The organism is Streptomyces sp. RFCAC02, assembly GCF_004193175.1.
GTDB lineage: Bacteria > Actinomycetota > Actinomycetes > Streptomycetales > Streptomycetaceae > Streptomyces.
Map to the genome: position 1 here is coordinate 5,786,873 of NZ_SAUH01000001.1, position 15,073 is coordinate 5,801,945.

Below are 15,073 nucleotides of genomic sequence, written 5' to 3' on the forward strand. Positions count from 1 at the left end.
CCAGCGGCACGACCCACCACCGCCCACCCCGACACCGACAGGAAGACCATGCCCATACGCACCGCGCGACCACGGGCGCGTCACCCGCGGGGGCGACGCACGGCACCGGCCGCCGGGTCCCTCCGCCGCGCCCTGCCGGCCGCCGTGCTCCTCGCGCTCGCGCCCGGAACCGCGCTGGCCGCCACGGAGGACCCGACCGCACCGGCCGCTCCGGACGACAGCCTGGAGCAGACCCTCTCGCCGGAGGAGGAGAGCGTCGGCGGACAAGCGGTCCTGAGCACCGGACACGTCGACATCGGACCCCGCTTCACCGACGGCACTTGGCGCATCGAGGCCCACGACGACTCGCGCACACCGCCCGTGTGGCGGCCCGTCGCGGACACCGTCACCCAGGTCGCCGACGCGGCGGTGCAGCAGGCCCCGGACGACCCGGCGTTCGGCTTCCTCGACGCCGAGCCCGGCAGCGACGTGTACGTCATCCCGCAGACGCAGGACCCGGACGTCGTCTGGCTCGGCTGGAACACCCAGGACCCGGAGGTCATGGAACGCGTCGACCGCGGAGTGACGCTGACGATGCACGGCGCCGAAGGGCCGGGCCACGTCTCCGTCTTCCTCCAGAACGGCGACCTCGGCGCGCCCGACGTGCTGTGGGACGGCGACGAGGACGGCGCGCAGGACCTGTGGGTCGACGTCAACACCCACACCCACGCCAACTGGGTCTTCACCGAACCGGGCGTGTACACGATCGACTTCGAGATGTCCGCCGACCTGGTCGGCGGCGAGCACGTGTCCGACCGTACGCTCATGCGGTTCGCGGTGGGCGACGGCACCGCCGTCGAGGACGCCTTCGCCGCCGGCACCGAGCCCGACACCACCACCGACGAGGAGTCACCCGCCGCCGGACCGGCCGGTGACCGGGACGCCACCACGGCCCAGGACGACGGCCCGTCGATGCGCACCACGCTGCTGCTGGTCGGCGCCGCCATGGTCATGCTGCTCCTTCTGGTCCTGCTCGCCGTCCTGCGGAGCCGGCGCGCCCGACGGCTCGCCGAGCGCGAGACCGCCCCGGACGCGGAGCGGGCACCGTGACGGCCGCCCTGTCCGTACGCGGCCTCGGCGTCGCCCTGGGCGGGCGGCCGGTGCTGCACGACGTCACCCTCGACGTCCGGCCGGGCGAGTTCGTGGGCCTCGTCGGCCCGAACGGCGCCGGCAAGACGACCCTGCTGCGCTCGGTCCTCGGCCTGGTCGGCCGCACCGGCGGGACCGTCGAGGTCGAGGGCGGCCCCGTCGCGCGCACGCGCCACCGGGTGGGCTACGTGCCGCAGCGCCACGAGTTCGCGTGGGACTTCCCCCTCAGCGTCGAGGAGGCGGTCGTGGCCGGCCGCGTCCGGCGCATCGGCTGGCTGCGCAGGCCGGGCGTCGCCGACTACCGCGCCGCCAGGCAGGCCCTGGAGCGGGTGGGCATGACCGCACTGCGCCGGCGCCCGGTCGGCCAGCTCTCCGGCGGACAGCGCCAACGGGTCCTCGTCGCCCGCGCGCTCGCCGTCGATCCGGGCGTCCTGCTCCTCGACGAGCCGTTCACCGGCCTCGACATCCCCACGCAGGAACTGCTGACCGACCTGTTCGCCGACCTCGGCCGGGAGGGCAGGGCACTGCTGATGACGACGCACGACCTCGTCGGCGCCATGCACACCTGCGACCGGCTGATCCTCGTCAACCGCACGGTCGTCGCCGCCGGCCGGCCGGACGAGCTGCGGGACGCCGACCTGTGGCGCGCCGCCTTCGGCATCAGGCCGGGCAGCCCCCTGCTCGCCGCGCTGGGGGTGGCGTGATGCTCTCCCTGCCCCAGTTCTTCGCCGACCTGTTCAACCCGGCCCTCTCGTTCCTCCCCAAGGCGCTGTTCGTCGCCCTGATGTCCTCGGCGGTCTGCGGCGTCATCGGCTGCTACGTCGTGCTGCGCGGCATGGCGTTCATCGGCGACGCCGTCTCGCACGCCGTCTTCCCCGGGCTCGCCGCCGCCTTCGTGCTCCAGGGCAACCTGGTGCTCGGCGGCTCGGTCGCCGGCGTGCTGACGGCCGTCGCGGTGGCCGTCTTCGCGCAGAACCGGCGGCTGCGGGAGGACAGCGTCATCGGCGTGTTCTTCGTGGCGGCGTTCGCCCTCGGCATCGTCATCATCAGCCGCTCCCCGGGCTACGCCGGCTCCCTGGAACAGTTCCTCTTCGGCTCCATCACCGGCATCCCCGACGAGGACATCTACGTCGTCGCCGTCTCCTCCGTGGTGCTCCTGTCGATCACCTTCCTGTTGCACAAGGAGTTCGTCGCCGTCACGCTGGACCGCGAGTCGGCCCGGGCGCTCGGCCTCCCCGTCTTCGTCCTCGACCTCGTGCTCTACGTGATGGTGTCGATGGCGGTCGTGGTCTCGGTGGGGATGATCGGCAACATCCTCGTGCTGGCGCTGCTGGTGACCCCCGCGGCTACGGCGCGCCTGCTCACCGACCGGATCGGCGTGATGATGTGTCTGGCCCCGCTGATCGGCGGGTTCTCGGCCTTCACCGGCCTCTACCTCTCCTGGAGCGTCGACCTGCCCACCGGCGGCACGATCGTGCTCGTCGCCACCTGCGTCTTCCTCCTGGCCTGGCTGCTGGCCCCCGGCACGGCCTCTGCGCCCGCCTGCTCGTGCGGCTGCGTCCTCCGCGCGCCACCGGCGACGAGGTGCCGGCGACGGCCGGCGGCTGAGCGCGCGGCACGCCGAAGCGAGGGGGTCCCCGCCTGCGGGCGGGGACCCCCTCTTCCTTCAGCCGGACCCGGCGGAGCGCCGTGGGCTCAGTCCGGTCCGCCGGCGCGGCGCCACCGCCCGCGCGCGGCGAGGGCCGCCGCCCCCGCCAGCGTGAGCAGGGCCGCCGCACCGGCCGGAACCAGCAGGCCGGAGCCCGTGCTCGCGAGTGATCCGCCACCCGCCGGGTCACCACCGGTTCCCCCGCTGTCCCCGCCCGAGGCCGTCTGCCCGGCGGACGTGCCGCCGGCCGGGGACGGGGACGCCGTGTCGTCCGGCGCACCCGGCTCCGACGGGTCCGTCGGCCCCCCGGCGTCCCCGGGCGTTCCGGAATCCGCCGGGTCGTCCGGGGCGCCGGGGGTGTCCGGCCCGCCCGGCTCACCGGACCCCGCCGCGTCGGCGCAGGTCTCGGTCAGCGTCGTGGCGTCGTGCTCGAACATCGCGCCGGACGAGCGGAAGAACGGGTACGCGTCATCGCTCCTGACGGCGGAGTCGGCGGGGTCGAGCGGTCCGTCGACGACCAGCGTCAGGAGATGGTCGTCGGAGACCTCCGTGCCGTCCGGGAGGACGGCGCTCCACCGCATGGCGACGCAGTACCTGCCCGGGGCGGTCGCCGCCCACTCGTGGGTCGTGGTCTCCGCGCCGGGGATCAGGGAGTGGCTCCCGATCCCCTCGGCGGTGTCGAACACGACCCCCTGCCGGTAGGCCGAGAGCGAGAGGTCGCCCGGCCCGCCGACGTCCGTGATCTCCCACCGCACGCCGCCGTCCACCCCGCCGGCCGGCACGCCCGTGGCGTCCCACTCCAGGTACGGATTGGTGAACCGGGAGGCGTCGGGACCGCCCGCGCTGAACTCGTACGGCCGCGCTTCCCCGGCGCGCTGGTGGAAGATCACGTCGTCGATGTCGCTGGTGAACCCGGGCGACGCGGCGTACGGGTCCTCGTGGCGGAATCCGACCGACAGCGCCCCGTCCTCCAGCCGGGCGGCGAGCGTGTTCATGCCGCCCTCGATCAGGACCGGGGACGCGTCGGGGCCGGCGACGAGGGGCTTCGGGCCGGAGACGGGATACTCCTGGGTCCCGCCGCACGAGCCGATGTCCTCGGGTACGTCCCCACGGCCCAGGTGAGTTGGCGGCTGTCCTGGGACAGCGTGCCGTCGGGCAGGCGGGCCTGCACCGTGAAGGCCATGCAGTAGACGCCGGCGGCGGTGAAGGTCCAGTTGAAGTGCGCGTGCGAGTCGAGGTACCAGGTGTAGCCGCCCGGCAGCCCCGTGCGGGTGCTGTACAGGATGCCGGCCTTGCCGAGCAGGGCGGCCTCCTGGAACCACAGGACGGCGTCGCCGGGCGCCTCGGCACCTCCGGGGCCGGTGACGGCGTCGAGCCGTACGCTCACCGGTGCCTGCGGCATGCCGTCGAGGGTCGGGGACTCGGTGGAGGCGCCGACCCAGGGGGTCGTGCCGTCGGAGCGGCCGTCCTGCGGGCTGTTCCACACGGTTCGGCCGGGATCCGCGATGAACGAGTAGTCCGCGTCATCGGTGTACGTGTCGGGCAGGCGCAGTTGCGTCTCCTGGCCGCTGTGCAGGACGAAGTCGTCCCAGTCCAGGGTGCCCAGCGTCTGGTGACGGGCACGCAGGGCGAGGTGCCCGGTGCCGTCGTCGGCGACGTCGAGTTCGGGGTAGAGGGCGTCGACGTGGCCGTTCTCGATCACCGTGATTCCGGGGTCCTGGCCATCGCCCGGCTCCTCCGGCTCTTCGGGCTCCTCCGGTTCCCCGGGGTCGTCTCCGCCACCCGGTTCCTCCGGTCCCTCCGGGACACCGGGCGTATCGGCCGCCGTGCCGCAGGGCGCGTCGTCGGCCACCGTGTCGCCGACGGCGAAGCGCACCTCCTGGCTCACGGTCTCCGCACCGCGTGCGGCGGTGAAGGTGACGCAGTACATGCCCTCGGCGGTGAACCTGCTGACACCGTCCCTGAACTGCGAGGACACCGAGTACGTCGTCGTGGACCCCTGCGCGGAGCCGTCGGAGCGCACGCCCGTCCCGAACTGGTACCGGCCGTCCTCCCGGGGCGGCGCCGACGCCTCGTTCCCGTTGCCGACCCGGTAGTGCGCGAACGACCCGGGCGCCGTGATGCCGCTCACCCCGAAGGTGACGGGCGCGGCGGCGGTGGCCGTCGGGTAGACGCGGAACGAGGGGCCGACCGCCGCGCCGTCCGGTGCGGCGGCGTTGGCCGTCGTCCAGCCGGCCGCGCCGGCCGTCCCGAGCCAGGCGTAGGCCGGGTCGTCCGGGTCGGGCAGGGCGCTCCGGTTCGCCGACGGCACGCGCAGGGTGGGCAGGGCGTCCACGGGGACTCCGTCGGCCAGCGGCTGCACCGCGAAGGCGCCACTGGCCGGGGCGTAGACCTGGAGGGCGAAGTCGCCCTGCGCGGCGGCGTCACCGCCGGTCTCCGCGGCGGGGACGGCGGCGGCGGTGCTCGCGCCGATGAGCAGTGCGGCGAGGAGCGGCGCGAGGAAGCGCGCGTGACGGATGGTGCGGGGCGTTCGTCTCATCTCTCAGCTCTCTGGTCCGTGCGCCGACGGCGTCGGCCGGTGCGCGCCGTCCGGCGCGAACGGCGGGAGGGGCGGGACCGCGCCGACGCGGTCCCGCCCCCTGCCCGTCCGGGAGGCCGGGTCGGTCACTCGATCACGAAGGCGCGCGGCGTGATGGTGTCGAGCAGGACGCCGTCCGCGTACACGTCGAAGGACAGCGCATAGGAGCCGCCCGTCGCCGGACCCTCGAACGTCCACACGGCGTGCTGGTGGCTGCCGGGGGAGAGGGCGATGCGGCCGGAGTCCGCCGTCGAGGTGGCGCCCGAACCGGAGGTCGCGACGGTCACGTCACCGGGGTTGGCGCCGGAGGCGGCCCTGACGTCTATCTCGACGGAGGGAGCGTTCTCGGCGCCGACGCAGGCGCCCTCCTCGTCGTAGGAGAAGCCCACGAACGGCAGGCCCTCCTCGACGATCGAGCTGTCCGAGACGACGTAGGCGCCCGCGGAGTAGGTCAGGCCGGCTTCGCCGATCGTGTGGACGAACGCGTAGTCGCCGATGTCGTCCACGCCGTCCGTGTTCCCCGGCGCGACGTGCTCGGAGGGGGAGTTCCCGTCGATGTGCGTGCCCACCTCGAGCAGCGCGTCGCCGCCGTCGAGCTCGCACTCGACCTCGGTCAGGTCGACGTGCCCGCTGGAGACGCTCTTCAGCGGGTCGAGCGCGTAGGCCGAGGACGCGGTGGCCACCCCGATGAGGGCTGCCGCGCCCAGGGTGCCGGCGATGGTGAGGGCTGTGGCGGCTTTCATGACGCATCTCCTGTCTGGACCGGCCCGCCGCGCCGTGGAGGCGGGCGTGGCCATGCTGCGGCGCGGCGGCCGGGTGACACCCGCCGCGTCTGTTGAAAGTGATTATCAACATCAGAACTGACCGGCTGTCAATCCTCGTCCACGAACCGTGCATCCCCGGCCGGAGGGGGGTGGGGGTTGAAACGAAAACGACATTCATTACCATCGTGGTGGGTGCTCGCCCCCGAGCGCCAGGGAAAGGAACCTCATGCATCACTCCGTGAGACGACGGCGCATCGGTCGCACGACCCTCGCCGCCGGGCTGATCGGCGCGCTCGCGGCCATCACGCCCACGACACAGGCCGCCGCCCACGACCCCGCCGAGGGACGGGAGCTGCTCGGCGCCGGAGTCCATGTCGACGCGGTCTACCCCGAGATCGAGGACGGCCGGCTCGACGTGCGGACGCTCACGCCCGACGGTGTGGTGGACCCGGACGACGTCGCGCTCCACATACCGGACACCGAGACCTCGCACGTGACCCTCCCCGAGGGCTACGACTTCCTCGGCCCCGAGGGAACGGAGGCGTGGACCTCGACCGAGGTGCAGGACCCGTCGGTCGTCTGGCCCGGCTGGTCGTTCGAGGGCATCGGGCAGGGAGTGCTGCAGGGCACCGTCAAGGTCAGCTACGCGGGTTTCAGCTACGCCGGTGAGGCGGACGAGCCCCGCTTCGCGGTCACCCAGCCCGGCGGTTTCGACGGCAGCAAGGTGAGCCGCCTGTTCGTGCCCGGATCGACGTTCACCTCCGTCACCGGCGAGGCCGGTTCGCACACGCACGCCACCTGGACGTTCACCGAACAGGGCACGTACGACATCGACTTCACCGTCGATGTGACGCTCGCGGACGGCACCCCGCTCTCCGACGACACGACCGTCCGCTTCATCGTCGGCGAACCCGCCGAGACCGCGACGGCACCCGTCCGGCAGACCGACCCGGAGCCCGCCGACACCGTCGAGGGGCTGACGCTCGTCCCGGACAAGGTGGACGCCGAGTACTTCGTCGGACAGACCGTGAACCTGACCGCCCTGTCACCCGACGCGGCGGAGACGGACACCTACCGGTGGTACACGGTCGACCCGGAGACGGGGGAGGCGTCCCCGGACGACTCCCAGGACGCCCCGGTGTTCACGACGAAGCCCGTCCGGGACCTCGACGGCACGGCCGTGTACGCGGAACGCATCGCCGCCGACGGCACGGTGGCCGAGACCTCGGACCCGGTGACGCTCCGGGTGCGGGCGCTTCCACCCACCACGGCGCTCACCGTGACGCCCGACCGGGACACCTACGAGGCGGGCGACACGGCGCACTTCACCTCGGCGCAGAACCCCCCGACCGACGACGAGCACTACCACTGGTACCTCAGGCCGGCCGGTGAGGAGTCCTACGAGTGGATCCCCGAGTCGCGCCTCGCCGACCAGGACCTGGAGATCACCCCCGAACTCGACGGCGCCATGATCACCGCGCGGCTCTTCGACGCCGGCCACGCCGTCCTCGCCGAGTCGCCGCCGATCCGGATCTCCGTGCCGGGCGGTGACGCCGCCCCGGCCGCGACGGTCGAGGTGCGCGCGGAGCGGGACGACTACGCCGTGGGCGACACCGCGTCGTTCACCGCCGAGACCTCGGAGCCGGGGGCGGAGATCGAGTGGTCCGTGCGCAAGAGCGGCGAGAACGGGTTCACCGTCCTGGACGGTGCGGACGGGACCACGCTGGACCAGGTCGTCGACGCCGGGTGGAACGGCGCGGAGGTCCGTGCCGTCGTGCGCGGCGACGGCGGTGAGGCGATCGCCGAGTCGAGCGCGGCGGCGCTCGCGGTCTCGGAGGAGACCGGGACGGCCGACGCGGAAACGGACGGCGACGCCGCCGACGACGCGTCCGGCGGCACCCGGATGGCCCTGATCACCGTGGGGCTCCTCGTGATCTTCGCGGTCATCGCCGTATTCGTCCTGCGCTCCCGCAGGAACCGGTCCGCCGACTGACGCCCGGGGTGTCGCCGCCGGTGCCCGCGGCGACACCCCGGCACCTTCCCGCCCGAGAGGAAACACCGTGCCACGAGCCGCACGAACCCGTGTCGACGAACTGGACGAAGGCCACGCCGACATAGGCCCGGCGCTCATCGACGGCGCATGGGAGATCCGCATCAAGGACGACTCCTCCGGGAACGCCGTGTGGCGCGACCCCGCCGACGTCGTACTGCGGCTGGGCGACAACGCCGAGCAGACCGTGCCGGAGGACGGCGACTACGCCTTCCTCGGCAGCGCCGGCGATCCGGTCTTCCTGATCCCGCAGACCCGGCTGCCGGACGTGCTCTGGCTCGGCTGGAACACCCAGCACGAGGAGCTTCAGGCCGATCCCCCCGCCTCCATCACCTTCTCCCTGCACGACCTGGAAGGGCCCGGAGACCTGCACGTCTTCTTCGACTACGGGGGTTTCCGCCCGCCCCGGCAGGTCTTCGACGGGGTCGGCACGGGCCAGGACCTCGCGATCGAGCCCAACACCCACGCGCACGCCAACTGGGCCTTCAGCGAGCCGGGGACCTACGAGGTGACGTTCACCGCCACGATCGTCTCCGGCTCGGGGGAGACGGCGCGGCCCTCGGCCGACCTGCGCTTCCTCGTCGGCGACGCGGCCTCGGCCGCCGTCCCGGCCGACGGCGGCGCGAACACCGGCATGGCCCCGGCGGTGGCGGCCACGGCGGTCGTCCTCGCACTCGCGGCCGTGACACTGCTGCGCCGCCGCGCACACCGAACCGGCGACCGACCCGCCTGACGAGGCACCGCCCTCCGGCTCACGGCTCAGATCGGCAGCAGCGGCCCGTTCGGCTCCGTCCGCTCGAACCCCTGACTGCCCCGCTGGATGGTCAGGCAGGCCGCCCAGTGCACACGCCCCATGTTCTTCTTGACGAGATCGGACAACTGCACCGGACTGTTCACCGTGACCGGGTTCCCGGTCGGCTGCCACCACGAGTCCTTCGGCAGGAGGTGGTAGTTCGGGATGCGCTCGCCCGGCCCGTAGACGCGGAACGGGTCGGCGGTGCCCACCTGGATCCGGCCGTTCATCGCCCCGTTGATCGAGCCGCCGTGGTGCGTGTAGACGGCGATGCTCGTGCCCTTCGGCACCTTGAACTCCGTCTTCCTGAACCTGTCCCAGAAGGAGGGGTTGCGGGGTACTTCCACGAAGACGCCGTGCCCGGTGAGGACGATCTCGCCGTCGGGCCGTCCGTCCTGTGTGTGGTTGTGGGGCGGGCGGCTGTACGGGGGCGGGCAGCACGGGGCCAGACCGGTGGGGTCGGCGAACATCTGGGGATCGGAGACGTAGGCGACGGGGTTCGGCGACGGAGTGAGGCCCAGCGGGTCCGGCGAGGTGTAGCGGGCGGTGACCGGGTCGTAGTGCCGGTGGTAGTTGTAGTACCAGCCGGTCTCGGGGTCGGCGTACTGGCCCGGGAAGCGCAGGGGCGTGCCGTCCGTGTCGCCGCCGGCCCCCCACAGCGTCCTGCGGGCGGCCCAGGCGACGGCGCCCGTCTCGTCGATCAGCTCGGTCGGTGCCCCGACCAGGTCGGTCACGATGGCGTGGAAACGGGCGTCGACCTCGTCCTGCGGCGCCCCGCCGTCGAGCGGGACGGTGCGTTCCGTCTGGGCCAGCGGGCGCAGTTGGTCGTAGTCCCAGGTGAGCGTGGTCCGCTCAGCCCGGCCCGGGGCGGTGACGCTCTGCTCGACCAGCTCGGAACCGGACCAGACGAAGGCGGTCTCCTCCACCACGGCGCCGCCCCCGTCGAGCCGCTGCTTGGCGATGCGCCGGTCGAACGGATCGTAGAGGTAGTGCCAGTGGCTGCCGTCGGGGGTGACGACGTCGGTGAGGTGGTCCTCGGCGTCCCAGGTGTAGCGCCAGGACTCGGCCTTCTTGGAGAGCCGCTTGCGCCGTCGCAGGACGACGCGGCCCCCGGCGTCGCTCTCGTAGTGGACGCCGCCGGCGCGCGTGAGACGCAGCCCGGTGTACTCGCGGTCGCCGGCCGCCGCCGTGTCGTGGGCCGGCCCTGACCACCGCGCCTCGGTCTGGTTCCCCGCGCCGTCGTAGCCGTAGGACTCGGTCCACTCCGGGGCGGTGACGCCGGTGACGCGGCCGTCCGCGTCATGGGTGAACGCCGTCCTGCCGTGCCGGGAGTCGTCGAGCGCGGCGAGACGGCGGTCGGGCCGGTAGGTGAAGAAGCGTGCCCACAGGGGGCCGGCCGGGGCGGTGAGGGTCTGCGTGGTGAGCCGGCTGAGGGCGTCCCACTTCTGGGTGATGCTCAGGAACGGCCGCTCCCCGACGGTCCGCCGCGTCTCCCGGCCCGTGCCGTCGCGCTCGAACCGGATCGGGCGCCCCGCACTGGTGATGAGGACGGGGACGCCGGCGGCGTCGTACGTGAGCTCCGTGCGGTGCCCGGACGGCGTGACGCGCGAGGTGTGCCGGCCCACGGCGTCGTACGTGTGCGTGACGGTGGCGCCGTTGACGGTCTCGCCGAGGACCCGGCCGATGATGTCGCGCTCGTAGGTGACGGTCGCGTCGGGATTCGTGGCCGTGAGGACACGGCCCTGCGGATCGTGGGTGAACGTGGTGCGCCGCCCGTCGGCGTCCTTCTCGACGACGTTCCCGGCGAGGTCGTGGCCGAAGGTGACCGTGTGGCCGAGGCTGTCGGTGCGGGAGACGAGCTGCCCGGCCGCGTCGTAGGCGTACGTCCGGGTGCGGCCGTCGAAGTCCGTCTCCGCGACGAGGCGTCCCGCGGCGTCCCGGGTGTACTCCCAGGTGAGTCCCTGCGGGTTGGTCACCCGGGAGACGGCCAGCTCCGTGTCGTACGCGAGGGCGAACACCGCCCCGTCCGGCCTGATCTCCGCGGTGGGCAGGTCGAAGGGACCGTACTCGTAGCGGGTGGTCGAGCCGTCCGCCGCGGTGCGGGACAGACAGTTGCCCTCCGGGTCCCAGGTGCTGGTCTCGGTGTTGCCCTCGGGATCGGTGGTGCGCAGCAGCCGGCCCTCCACGCTCCACTCGGTGCGGTGGACGGCGCCCAGCGGGTCGGTGACGGCGACGGGGCGCCCGAAGGCGTCGCGCTCGTAGCCGACGGTGCCGCCGAGGGGATCGGTGACCCGCAGCTCCAGGCCCGCCGCGTCGGTCTCGACGGTGGTCGTGCCGCCCGTGGGGTCGGTGATCGAGCTGACCCGGCCCCGCTCGTCGTACGTGTAGCGCGTGGTCCCGCCGAGCGGGTCGACGAGGGCGACCGGGTTGCCCCGGTCGTCGAACTCCTGGCGCCAGACCGTGCCGTCCGCCTCGACGACCGTCGTCTGCTGGCCGAACTCGTTGTGCTCGGCGAGCGTACGCAGCCCGTCGGGGCGTATCACCGCGGTCACGTGGCCGTGCTCGTCGTACTCGAAGGCTTGGGTGCGGCCCAGCGGGTCCGTGGCCGACAGCATGCGGTCGTAGCGGTCCCACGTCGTGCTGCTGGTGTGACCGAGCGGGTCGGTCACGGCGATGAGCTGATAGCAGTCGTTGAACTGGTAGACCGTGGTGTGGCCGCGTGAGTCGGTGGCGGTCGTGCGGTGGTTCTCCGGGTCGTAGGCGTAGTGGTATTCGAGAAAGCCGCCGGTGCCGGTGGCGTGGACGCAGCGGCCGGCGTCGTCGTACTCGTAGGTGTGCCAGTGGCCGTTGCGATCCTCCCAGCGGGTCAGCCGCTTGTCCTCGTAGGAGAACCGCAGAGGCAGGCCGGAGGAGTTGCGGACCTCGGCGAGGTTGCCGTCCTCGTCATAGCCGTAGCGCAGGAGGACGGGCTGCTCGGGGTCGCTGAGGAGCCGCAGTTCGCTCACCCGGCCGCGGTCCGTCGTGGTGACCCCGACGCGGTAGCCGGCGGAGTGGACGAGGGCGGTGGGGCGGCCGGCGTCGTCGTGCTCGATGTCGATCCGGTTGCCGTTGCGGTCGGTGAGGGCGGTGAGGGACAGCTCGCCGCCGGGCCGGCCGGGCAGCGTGCGGAAGAGCAGCGTGCGGGCGCCCTGCCGGACGGTGAGCGGGCTGCCGGGCCGGCCGTCCCAGGCGAGGCCCCAGCGGGGACCCTCGACCGGCAGTACCGGGATGTCGGGGTCGGTGAGCGGGACCGGGTACTCCAGGATCATGCCGTCGGCCGTGTGGAAGCGCACGCCACCCTGGTCGAGGACGAGGCGCTGGTCGAGCGTGGACGCCCAGGACCGGCCGAACGAACGGCCGCCGCGGTAGGAGGAGAGGTGATGGCGTTCGACGACCAGCGGCAGGACGCCGGGGAGTCCGACGTCGGTGGCGGACATGATCACCTCGCCGGTGGCCATGTCCACCGGGTCGCCGCACGCGCTGCGGCTGCCGATCGGGACGCCGCTGCCGCGCCCGATGTTGCCGAGCCCGCGGGCGCCGATGCCCTGGCCGCGCAGCCCCGTTTTGGCCAGGCCCTTGAGCCCGGCGGCCAGGCCGCCCAGCGTCGTGAGGCCCTTCATGCCGGGGATGCAGTCGAGGGCGGCGAAGGCGACATCGAGGAACGATCCCTCGCCGTTGGCGAATTTGATGACCGAGTCGAGCAGGACCACGGCGGCCGCGGCCACCACGATCCAGGTCAGCGGCCCGCCGATGATCATGACGATCACGCCGAGGACGGCGACGATCACCTTGCAGATGGCGACGATGGTGTCCCAGGCGTCGGTGACCCACTTGATGAGGTTCTCCCACCAGGACCGGTTGCGGATACCGGCGTCGGACGCCTCGTCCACGCTCTGCGCGCAGGTCCGCGCGGCCTCCTCCCGCAGCGCGAGGGCGTCCTGGGCGAGCCGGCGGGCGGCGTCGAGCCTGCCCTCGGCCTCGTCGACCTGGGACTGGGCCGTGGCCAGTGCCTCCTGGGCGGCCTGGTGGTCACGGGTGGCGGCGCGGACGGCGTTCTCGTCGGGCGATTCCGCCCCCTCGCGTTCCCCCTCCTCCCGGAGACGGTCGGCCTCGGCGCCCGCACGTCCGACCCAGTCCTCGGAATCCCCCAACTGGCCCTGTGCCAGGCCCAGATCCGCCTGGGCGGCGATGGCGCGCTCCAGGGCGCGGTCGGCCATGCCCTGGGCCGTCTCCAACTGGGGCCAGTAGCCCTGGAGGGCGTGCGCGCACAGCTCGTAGGACGTCTGCAGTTTCGCGAGGTTGTCGGGGACACCGTCGAACTCGTCCCTGAACCGGTCGGCCGAGAGACCGGACCACTCCTGGACGGCGCCGTCGGACGCCATGCCCCGGATCTTCCCGAGAGCCTCGCCGACGTCGTCGGCGAAGGTCTGCAGCGAGTCGGCGAGTTCACGGACGTCGCTCGGATCCCCGGGCGTCGGGTCGGAGGCCAGATCGACCGGGCTCCAGTCGGACGGACGCGCCATGCGAAACCCTCGATCACGGTGTGGTCACTGCGGAATCACGACGTTAGCGGGCCGGTCCGCCGTGCCACAAGGCGGCCTCCGCCTGCGGGTTCTTCCGGAAACCGACCCAAGTCGTCGCGGAATCCGACCACATGACGACCGAGTGTTCACCACCCGTCTTGGCGTCCTGCTCTAGATTGACCACTTCACCGACTCGGAGACACGACGGGGGGTTCGGGTGCACGAGGGCATGACCGTCGGGGACCGCTACCGCATGGAACGGCTCCTCGGCAGGGGCGGGTGGGGCGAGGTGTGGGAGGCGGTGGACCGCACCCTCGGCCGGCGGGTCGCCGTCAAGTTCGTCACCGGCGTGCGGGAGTACCCCGAGGCGGCCGACCGGTTCGCCCGCGAGGCCCGCACGCTCGCCGCACTGCGGCACGGCAGCATCGTCACCGTCCACGACGCGGGAACCGCCGAGCACGACGGCGTGCCCCTGCCCTACCTCGTCATGGAACTGCTCGACGGCGTCACCTGGGAGTTCGCCCGGGTCGACTCGGTCGAGGAGACCGGGGCACGGCTCGCGGACGTCCTCGCACACGTCCACGCGGCGCGGATCGTGCACCGGGACGTGAAGCCCGCCAACATCATGATCTGCGCGGACGGGCGTACCGTGCTGATGGACTTCGGCATATCCCGCGACGACGCATCGCTCACCCGCGCCGCCACCACCACGGGCAAGTACCTCGGCACCCCCGCTTACATGGCCCCCGAACAGCTCAGGGGCCACGCCGCGACACCTGCGTCGGACGTCTACGCGCTGGGCGTCGTCCTGGTCGAGAAGCTCACCGGCCACCGCATGCCGGTCGCGCACCTGATGCCCCATGTCCGTGCTTCGCTCCGTGAGCCCCTGCTTTCCCTGCTCACCCGTATGACCTCGGCCCACCCCGCGGAGCGGCCCACGGCCGCCGAGTGCGCGTCACTGCTGCGCGCCGCCACGGGCCCCACGACGCCGCGCCGCGAGCCGTCGACCGCGCCGGAGCGGTGGGCGCGCATCGGACCCCCGGCGCTGGCCTCGCTGCTGTACACGCTGGTCCTTCTCCTGCCCGGCTACGGGGGCGAGGGCTGGACAAATCCCGTCCACGAGTTCTTCGGCCGGCAGATCATCCGGGACGGCGCCTTCTCCGACTGGTCCGCGCCGGCGTGGGGAGCCGTGACCAGCATCGGGTTCGGCATCGGGACAGCGGCGCTCCTGGTCGCGCACATGCTCCTCACCCCCGGCTCGCGGACCGCGACGCGGCTGACGGGCTACGCCGGAGCGGTTCTCACCGTGATCAGTCTCGGATGGCAGGCGACGTCCGATCCTCCCTACTTCTCCGACGGCTGGAAACGTTCGCTCGAGTACGGCTTCTGGCTCCTCTACGTGGTGACGGCGCTGGCCATCGGTGCGTACGCCCACCGGGACGTCCGCACCCGCCGGACGACCGCGCGGCCGTAGCCCTGCCGGGAACCGAAGCACCCGTGTGCGCCGTCACTTGAGGCGAGCGGCCGGTATGCGCGCGGGGGCATGCGGG

At 72.9% G+C, this 15,073-nt stretch carries 9 protein-coding genes; 6 read left to right on the top strand and 3 right to left on the bottom strand.

Going from position 1 to position 15,073, the window contains the following annotated elements:
* The first annotated feature begins 48 nt into the window (after positions 1-48).
* From EMA09_RS26680 to EMA09_RS29185, 3 genes are read left to right on the top strand one after another with little or no spacing between them, the layout of a single operon-like run.
* Complete coding sequence (locus tag EMA09_RS26680) at positions 49-1,089, top strand: choice-of-anchor M domain-containing protein (protein ID WP_129843512.1); 1,041 nt, start codon at positions 49-51, stop codon at positions 1,087-1,089.
* The gene (locus tag EMA09_RS26685; RefSeq protein ID WP_129843513.1) at positions 1,086-1,832 is read left to right on the top strand and encodes an anchored repeat-type ABC transporter ATP-binding subunit; all 747 of its coding nucleotides are present in this window, start codon (positions 1,086-1,088) and stop codon (positions 1,830-1,832) included. Before EMA09_RS26680 ends, EMA09_RS26685 begins: the two co-directional genes overlap by 4 nt.
* Complete coding sequence (locus EMA09_RS29185) at positions 1,832-3,478, top strand: anchored repeat-type ABC transporter permease subunit (protein WP_240796586.1); 1,647 nt, start codon at positions 1,832-1,834, stop codon at positions 3,476-3,478. Before EMA09_RS26685 ends, EMA09_RS29185 begins: the two co-directional genes overlap by 1 nt.
* A 304-nt stretch (positions 3,479-3,782) precedes the next feature.
* Here the strand turns inward: EMA09_RS29185 and EMA09_RS26695 are convergent, their stop codons facing one another.
* Together EMA09_RS26695 and EMA09_RS26700 are read right to left on the bottom strand one after the other, a co-directional pair.
* Entirely contained in the window at positions 3,783-5,315 is a 1,533-nt protein-coding gene (locus EMA09_RS26695) for a choice-of-anchor M domain-containing protein (RefSeq protein WP_129843514.1), read from the bottom strand.
* 125 nt (positions 5,316-5,440) lie between these two features.
* Entirely contained in the window at positions 5,441-6,097 is a 657-nt protein-coding gene (locus EMA09_RS26700; protein ID WP_129843515.1) for a hypothetical protein, read from the bottom strand.
* Positions 6,098-6,344: 247 nt separating this feature from the next.
* Here EMA09_RS26700 and EMA09_RS26705 point away from each other — a divergent pair, with 247 nt between their 5' ends.
* Positions 6,345-8,111 carry a choice-of-anchor M domain-containing protein gene (locus tag EMA09_RS26705; protein WP_129843516.1) on the top strand — a complete coding sequence of 589 codons (1,767 nt, stop codon included), beginning with the start codon at positions 6,345-6,347 and terminating at the stop codon, positions 8,109-8,111.
* 67 nt (positions 8,112-8,178) lie between these two features.
* A complete protein-coding gene (locus tag EMA09_RS26710) occupies positions 8,179-8,901 on the top strand; it encodes a choice-of-anchor M domain-containing protein (RefSeq protein ID WP_129843517.1) in 723 nt (240 codons plus the stop codon).
* Between the two features lie 26 nt (positions 8,902-8,927).
* On the opposite strand, the gene EMA09_RS26715 is transcribed toward EMA09_RS26710, so the two are convergent.
* A complete protein-coding gene (locus EMA09_RS26715) occupies positions 8,928-13,523 on the bottom strand; it encodes a DUF6531 domain-containing protein (RefSeq protein WP_129843518.1) in 4,596 nt (1,531 codons plus the stop codon).
* 229 nt (positions 13,524-13,752) lie between these two features.
* Here EMA09_RS26715 and EMA09_RS26720 point away from each other — a divergent pair, with 229 nt between their 5' ends.
* Positions 13,753-14,997, top strand: a complete 1,245-nt coding sequence (locus tag EMA09_RS26720) for a serine/threonine-protein kinase (protein WP_129843519.1) — start codon at positions 13,753-13,755, stop codon at positions 14,995-14,997.
* Positions 14,998-15,073: the final 76 nt, after the last annotated feature.

What these genes read in the sequence shown, in the direction of transcription:
- EMA09_RS26680 (WP_129843512.1), top strand. Translation starts at nt 49, where the DNA reads ATGCCCATACGCACCGCGCGACCACGGGCGCGTCACCCGCGGGGGCGA.
- EMA09_RS29185 (WP_240796586.1), top strand. Translation starts at nt 1,832, where the DNA reads ATGCTCTCCCTGCCCCAGTTCTTCGCCGACCTGTTCAACCCGGCCCTC.
- EMA09_RS26695 (WP_129843514.1), bottom strand. Translation starts at nt 5,315, where the DNA reads ATGAGACGAACGCCCCGCACCATCCGTCACGCGCGCTTCCTCGCGCCG.
- EMA09_RS26700 (WP_129843515.1), bottom strand. Translation starts at nt 6,097, where the DNA reads ATGAAAGCCGCCACAGCCCTCACCATCGCCGGCACCCTGGGCGCGGCA.
- EMA09_RS26705 (WP_129843516.1), top strand. Translation starts at nt 6,345, where the DNA reads ATGCATCACTCCGTGAGACGACGGCGCATCGGTCGCACGACCCTCGCC.
- EMA09_RS26715 (WP_129843518.1), bottom strand. Translation starts at nt 13,523, where the DNA reads ATGGCGCGTCCGTCCGACTGGAGCCCGGTCGATCTGGCCTCCGACCCG.
- EMA09_RS26720 (WP_129843519.1), top strand. Translation starts at nt 13,753, where the DNA reads ATGACCGTCGGGGACCGCTACCGCATGGAACGGCTCCTCGGCAGGGGC.